The sequence below is a fragment of the Belnapia sp. AC561 genome (assembly GCF_979252845.1).
The window spans coordinates 1-5,148 of sequence record NZ_CEEDBP010000088.1; the positions used below are offsets into that span (position 1 = coordinate 1).

A 5,148-nucleotide genomic window follows, 5' to 3' on the forward strand; every position below is an offset into this window, starting at 1 on the left:
AAGCAGGATCGATGACCTGCTGCCGTGGAACCTCAGACCAGATGGTCAAGCCGTGGTGATAGGCTGACGCTTACGGCGCGCTTCTGGGGTGAGGTTTTGCAGGGCGCCTGTATGGTGTGGCGGGTTGGCACAAACAAGGCGAACGGGCCCAACCCTGTCACGCCGCCGCTGCCTGCCCCGCCACCTCCACTAGCTGGGAGTGGCAGTGGTGCTAGCCAGGCACGTTTTCTCACCGGGCGCAGAATTGACGGCGGAAATCGCCGGTTGAAGCATGAGACGTAGGACGCCGCCGTGCACTATCTAGGCCTGCGTTTAGGCTGCAGTGCCATTGGTGGCGCTCCACTACTTTAACTTCACGCAGCCGTTATGCCCGTAAAGCAGGAATAACCCAGCAGATCGAGGCACCCTCAAGACTAAGCTTGATCAGGCAGAAGGGCTGCCAGCCGCTCAAGCTTGGCTGGATGCGTCCGCCCACTCCGCCCGAATCCTGTCCATTCGCAGCGCGAGTTCATCAGCCCGAGCCACCTCGTCGACGAAGCCCATCTGGCCAAAGTCGGTCATCCGCATCGGGTAGAGGATACCGTCGAGATGGTCGTTCTCATGCTGGACGACGCCGGCGTGGAAGCCGCTCACGTCGGCGGTGACCGGGCGCCCTTCACAATCGACGCCCGAGTATCGGACCCGCAGGAAGCGGGGCACCGCGGCCCGCAGGCCTGGGATCGAGAGGCAGCCCTCCCAGCGGAGCTGCATCTCCTCCCCGAGGGGCTCGACCACGGGGTTGATCACCACCGTATTGCCGATGACGGTATCGTCCGGCGCGCCGGTGGAGCGGTGGGGCTGCACGCGGAATACGAAGAGCCGGAGCGGGACATGGACCTGTGGTGCGGCGAGGCCTGCCCCGGGGGCATCCTCCATCGTGTCGAACATGTCCTGCACCAGCCGGCGGACCTCGGGTGCACCGGGGTCGGCAACGGGCCGGCACCGCTCAAGCAGGACAGGGTGGCCCATCCGGGCGATCTTCAGGACGGTCATGCCGTGAGTATAGCGGGTCGCCTGTTCCAGGCCAGCTTCAGCCGGTCATCCTGTCGGCCGGGCGAGCTGCCGCCGGAGCAGGGCCATGGTGCGGCGGTTGGCCTGCGGCACCGTCCCGGCCGAGATTTCAGCCGGTGAGTACCGTAAGGGACGACCGATCCTGCGCCTGGCAAGCAGACAGCGGCGTATCCGTATCTCTGTCGTCCGCTGCCAAGACGTACAGCAAACATTTGGGTCTGCGCTACAAACCGTCGAACGGTGCGGCTTACACTGTCAGTCAGCAATGGTCGCCAGCTCGGCGCTGGCCATCTCGACCACGACGAGGTGGCTCTCGTACCAAGGCGAGCGCTGATCACGTATCGCAGGGTCGGAGAGCATGGCCACCGTAAATTGCCCGGCCGCAATCTGCCGTGCCTCCTCGACAGATTTCGCAGAAATCTCGCAAGGACCCGAGTGCCAGCTCAGGCTCCAGGCTGGGTTTGGCAGGCCGCTGGCAATGGGGTGGAGCAAAAACCGGAACACGGGACTTCCTCAGTGATGGCGCCAAGATCGAGAAACGACGTCATTCTGACGTTCTTGGCGCGATACGGAGCAGGGCTCGTGGTGGATGCAGGTTGATTCTCTGCGGCGCGATCCAGACGCAAACGAATTCGTTACCTTTGGGGTTGGCGCTCGTGCGGCTCGGATCGACTTGATCAAAGGCTCGGCCGCGGCCCATGGCAACCTGCCACGCAGCGCGGCGGTCGGTGGGGCGGCAAGCACGGCGCGTATAAGGACTGGCGGACAGGGTGTCCGCCAAAGCATCATCCCTCAGTGTGCCGCATGATGCCGTGAGGTCCTGATAGTCAGCGCATAGTTGGTCTCCATCACCTTGTGCGTCCCGGAACGTCTCAGCTTGTCCCCTGGCAGTCCACAAGCTATTTGTGGTCCAGATTGTGGACGGACGGGCATGGCCAAGCTAACGGCGACCGCGGCAAAGGCATTGGTGGCGAAGGGCAAGCCCGGCGCCCATGCTGACGGCGGCAACCTGTACCTGCGGATTGCCGGCCCAGGCTCCGGGAAGTGGACCCTCCGCTACATGCTGCAGGGCAAAGCCCGCGAGATGGGTCTCGGTGCGTTCGATCCCGACGGCAAGGATGGCGTGACCCTGGCGCAGGCACGGGTAAAGGCCGACGATATCCGCGCAGTGCTGCGGCAGGGCGTGGATCCGCTGGAGCACCGCAAGGCCGAGGCTGCCGCAGAGGAGAAGGCCAAGGCTGCGGCCGTCGCTGCCACGCGCACTTTCCGCGATGTCGCCGAGATGCATGTGGGGGCTCACGAGGCTGGCTGGCGCAACGCAAAGCACCGGGCCCAGTGGCGCTCCACCCTGGAGGCTTATGCTTATCCCACGCTGGGCAGCATGCCTGTGGCCGACATCGGCACTGACCAAGTTCTCCGCGCGCTGCAGCCAATCTGGACGACGAAGCCGGAAACGGCGGCCAGGGTACGCGGACGCATTGAGGCGGTCCTGTCCTATGCCGCGGCCCGTGCATGGCGTCAGGGTGAGAACCCAGCCCGCTGGCGTGGACACCTCGACCACCTTCTGCCTCGCCGGTCCAAGGTGGCGACGGTGGAGAACCACGCAGCACTGCCGTGGCAACAGATGGCGACCTTCATGCCGGTCCTGAGGGCTACCGAGGCGTCGGCCGCTCGAGCGCTTGAGTTTGCCATCCTGACCGCCTGTCGCAGTGGCGAGGTGCTTGGTGCCCGGTGGTCGGAGATGAACCTCGCCGAGGCGTTCTGGACCGTTCCAGCAGCCCGCATGAAGGCCGGGAGGGAGCACCGGGTGCCGCTTTCGACCGCGGCGCTGGGCGTGCTGACACGCATGGCGCCCCTCCGGTCTGTCGAGGGTGACGGGTACGTCTTCCCAGGCCAGATAGCTGGAAAGTCGCTCTCCAACATGGCGATGCTTATGCTGCTGCGTCGAATGAACCCAGAGATCGATGGAAAGCCTGCCCGGTGGCGGGATGCCAGGTCCGGCTCGGCCATCACTACCCATGGGTTCCGCAGCGCCTTCCGTGACTGGTGCGAGGAAGCCACCAGCACGCCGCATGCGGTCTCCGAAGCGGCCCTTGCCCATACCATCGGTGACAAAGTCGAGGCGGCCTATAGGCGCGGCGACCTATTTCAGAAGCGGGCGGCGCTGATGCAGGAGTGGGCTGACTACTGCGCGAGGCCGGAGGCAGAAGTGCGGGCGCTTCGGGCGGCGATAGTGGCAACAGCATAAACCGCCCGAAGCACTCAGCTGACGCGCCAGCGATGCTCTGCAACTTTCTAGACACCTTACACGGGCCATTAAAATGCCGAGAAACCCGACCGGGAAACCACGTGGGCGCCCTGCCAAAGAACTTTTCGGGAAGGACGGAGAACCAAATCTTACGCTGAACCAGAGCCGCACGTTAGCGATTGATGCTGCGCACTATAAATGGACCGACGAAAATTATTCCTGGGCGTCGGCATCTTTCGTTGCAAAGCTTGCAAAGGTGACAGCCCGTTCTGTGCGCGCTTGGCGTGAGTTGCCTCATTACAAGCGCGCGTTGACGGTTGCACTTGGCAAACTAGGAGCATCGGAAATTACGAAGAGGTGGGAGGATGAGAGGGCCGCTACGATCCCAACGCGTCGTCCTATTTTTCGCACCGACATAGGCGGCAAGACCGTCATCACGCTACCGCCTGGCCAAGCTACCTACCCTGGCCTCGGCGACATCGACCCGTTCATTGACAGTGGGTTCTTGCGCGACGATCAGGCGGAATAGAAAGGGGCCATTTTTCGTTCCGCCTTTCTGCAAAAGCACCCCTTTAGCTCGACCGCGAAGGTCGGGCCGGCGCTAATCAGAGTGTCCAGAAGCTGCACGGCATAAGCAGGGATTGTCCTGCCAACCGGACGCAGCGGCATCGAGGACACGATGGTCACGAGCACCTTCACACCGTATGAGCCCCTCGCCGTACCACTGCCGCACGCACCGGCGATCACCGGACTGAGCCGCAGTACGATTTACCGTGAAGCTGCACGGGGCAACATCCGTCTTCTCAAGGCCGGCCGCTCCACGCTGGTGGATATGGCCAGCGTCCGCGCCTTCCTGGCATCGCTGCCGGCTGCCGTGATCCGGCCGGCCCAGGCTGCCTAAGCAATCAACCCCGCCCACGCGGCGGCGCGGACAGGGTTGGTAGGCTTTGGCGGTGCAGGTGACGTTGCGCTTATACCCAAAGTCTCGAGCCATTTCCAGTGCTGTCGCGTCTCAGAATGAGAGCGATGATGACCTCAAACCCGGTTGAGCAACTGCGTCTTCAGCGCGGTGTCGAATACTTGCACCGCCTTGGCCCCCGTGCCACCGCCGAGCTTCTTACCGAGCTGACAAGCCGCATCGGCGGTATGCCCGCCCTGATGGGCCTGCTGACTGAGTACCAGCGGCGCCTTTCGCCCGAAATGCTGCGGGCCGCCGGAGGCAGCCACTTTCCTCGGCGACCGCTTCATGAGGTGCGCTCATGAGCGGCGCTGATAAGAGCCGTGACCGTGGCGGTCCGATGTTGACCGCAGCGAAGCTCTGGCGTCGCACCAGCGCCAAGGGCACGGACTACTTCGCTGGCCGTCTTGGCGGTGTGAAGGTCCTGGTGATGGAGAACCGGGACCGGCACGGTGATGACGACGCCACACATGTTCTGCTTTTCGCCGAAGCGCCCCCGCGCGACGGAGGCAGCCGATGACCCGTGGGCCTGGTATGCGCGAGGTGGCCGCGTTGCTCGGCCAGCGAATGGTCGAGCTGGCGCACGAACTCACCGGTGACAAGCCAATCACCCAAAGTCGCCAGGAGCTCCGGTTCCGGCGCAAGGGCTCGCTCTCAGTGGTCGTGGCAGGATCCGATCGCGGATCGTGGTTTGACCACGAGGCGGGCTGCGGCGGAGATGCCTTGGCACTGGTGGCGCACCTGCGGCACGTACCCATGGTGGAGGCTTGGCGCTGGGCGCTGGGCTGGCTGGGCATCAGGGACGGACAACCACTGCTAGAGCGTTTTCCTATCAGTCTGCGTCATAGCCTGCGGCGGTAAAGTAGTTAGTGCACTCGGTTGGGGTGAAGGT

Annotated in this window: 7 protein-coding genes; 4 read left to right on the forward strand and 3 right to left on the reverse strand. The window is 63.9% G+C overall.

Annotated features, from left to right (window positions below):
• Positions 1–447: 447 nt before the first annotated feature.
• Positions 448–1,032: a peptide deformylase gene (locus AC0IW9_RS29995; RefSeq protein WP_471651965.1), complete on the reverse strand. Its 585-nt coding sequence runs from the start codon at positions 1,030–1,032 to the stop codon at positions 448–450.
• Between the two features lie 273 nt (positions 1,033–1,305).
• Positions 1,306–1,554 carry a hypothetical protein gene (locus AC0IW9_RS30000; RefSeq protein WP_471651966.1) on the reverse strand — a complete coding sequence of 83 codons (249 nt, stop codon included), beginning with the start codon at positions 1,552–1,554 and terminating at the stop codon, positions 1,306–1,308.
• Between the two features lie 427 nt (positions 1,555–1,981).
• Here AC0IW9_RS30000 and AC0IW9_RS30005 point away from each other — a divergent pair, with 427 nt between their 5' ends.
• Together AC0IW9_RS30005 and AC0IW9_RS30010 are read left to right on the forward strand one after the other, a co-directional pair.
• Positions 1,982–3,298, forward strand: coding sequence for a tyrosine-type recombinase/integrase (locus tag AC0IW9_RS30005; protein ID WP_471651967.1), 1,317 nt, complete (start codon positions 1,982–1,984; stop codon positions 3,296–3,298).
• Positions 3,299–3,977: 679 nt separating this feature from the next.
• The gene (locus AC0IW9_RS30010) at positions 3,978–4,199 is read left to right on the forward strand and encodes a helix-turn-helix transcriptional regulator (protein WP_471651968.1); all 222 of its coding nucleotides are present in this window, start codon (positions 3,978–3,980) and stop codon (positions 4,197–4,199) included.
• A 134-nt stretch (positions 4,200–4,333) separates the two neighbouring features.
• Here AC0IW9_RS30010 and AC0IW9_RS30015 read toward each other — a convergent pair whose 3' ends face one another.
• Positions 4,334–4,546 (reverse strand): hypothetical protein, encoded by a 213-nt coding sequence (locus AC0IW9_RS30015; protein WP_471651969.1) that lies wholly within the window; start codon positions 4,544–4,546, stop codon positions 4,334–4,336.
• Positions 4,547–4,557: 11 nt separating this feature from the next.
• Between AC0IW9_RS30015 and AC0IW9_RS30020 the strand changes: the two genes are divergently transcribed.
• Both AC0IW9_RS30020 and AC0IW9_RS30025 read left to right on the forward strand, forming a co-directional pair.
• Complete coding sequence (locus AC0IW9_RS30020) at positions 4,558–4,776, forward strand: hypothetical protein (protein WP_471651970.1); 219 nt, start codon at positions 4,558–4,560, stop codon at positions 4,774–4,776.
• The gene (locus tag AC0IW9_RS30025; RefSeq protein WP_471651971.1) at positions 4,773–5,117 is read left to right on the forward strand and encodes a hypothetical protein; all 345 of its coding nucleotides are present in this window, start codon (positions 4,773–4,775) and stop codon (positions 5,115–5,117) included. The genes AC0IW9_RS30020 and AC0IW9_RS30025 overlap by 4 nt, the downstream gene beginning before the upstream one ends.
• Positions 5,118–5,148 lie beyond the last annotated feature (31 nt).

Bases quoted from the DNA above. Each gene is read 5' to 3' on its own strand.
- AC0IW9_RS30005 (WP_471651967.1), top strand. From the start codon at position 1,982: ATGGCCAAGCTAACGGCGACCGCGGCAAAGGCATTGGTGGCGAAGGGC.
- AC0IW9_RS30015 (WP_471651969.1), bottom strand. From the start codon at position 4,546: ATGAAGCGGTCGCCGAGGAAAGTGGCTGCCTCCGGCGGCCCGCAGCAT.
- AC0IW9_RS30020 (WP_471651970.1), top strand. From the start codon at position 4,558: ATGAGCGGCGCTGATAAGAGCCGTGACCGTGGCGGTCCGATGTTGACC.
- AC0IW9_RS30010 (WP_471651968.1), top strand. From the start codon at position 3,978: ATGGTCACGAGCACCTTCACACCGTATGAGCCCCTCGCCGTACCACTG.
- AC0IW9_RS29995 (WP_471651965.1), bottom strand. From the start codon at position 1,032: ATGACCGTCCTGAAGATCGCCCGGATGGGCCACCCTGTCCTGCTTGAG.
- AC0IW9_RS30025 (WP_471651971.1), top strand. From the start codon at position 4,773: ATGACCCGTGGGCCTGGTATGCGCGAGGTGGCCGCGTTGCTCGGCCAG.